At 65.9% G+C, this 428-nt stretch carries 1 protein-coding gene; it reads right to left on the reverse strand.

Annotated elements, in window-relative coordinates; all coding sequences use genetic code 11:
• A partial coding sequence (locus ACLD7X_RS19155; protein ID WP_411425264.1) for an FHA domain-containing protein occupies positions 1-399 on the reverse strand: 399 nt, incomplete at its 3' end.
• Positions 400-428 lie beyond the last annotated feature (29 nt).

A 428-nucleotide genomic window follows, 5' to 3' on the forward strand; every position in this document is an offset into this window, starting at 1 on the left:
CGGCCCCTTCGGATCGCCAAGCAGCGAATCGAGAAAGTCCGTCCCCGGCGGCGCATCGTCGAGCAGGCGCATCGGGTCGGGGGCCGCGGCGGCACGACCGTGCGAGGCCGGGCCAAGATCGACGGGCGGAAGAAGATCGTCCGCCATGTCGTTGATCCGAACAAGCAATTCGTAGGGGCCCATCGACAGGACATCGCCGTCGTGAATCGCCGTGGGCGCCCGTCCGATCGGCACCTTGCCATAGTTCAGGAAGGTCCCGTTGGTCGACAGGTCGATGGCAAAGAGCCTGCCGCCGTGATCCTCGATCACGCAATGGGTCTTGGACACCATCCGGTCCGGATCGGGCAGGACAAGGTCGTTTTCCTGTCCGCGCCCGATGGTCAGGCTCGTTCCCAGCATCCGCACGGGACGCGCATTGCTGGGGACGG

It is taken from the genome of Aphanothece microscopica RSMan92 (genome assembly GCF_046613545.2).
Taxonomy (GTDB): Bacteria; Cyanobacteriota; Cyanobacteriia; order PCC-6307; family Cyanobiaceae; genus NIES-981.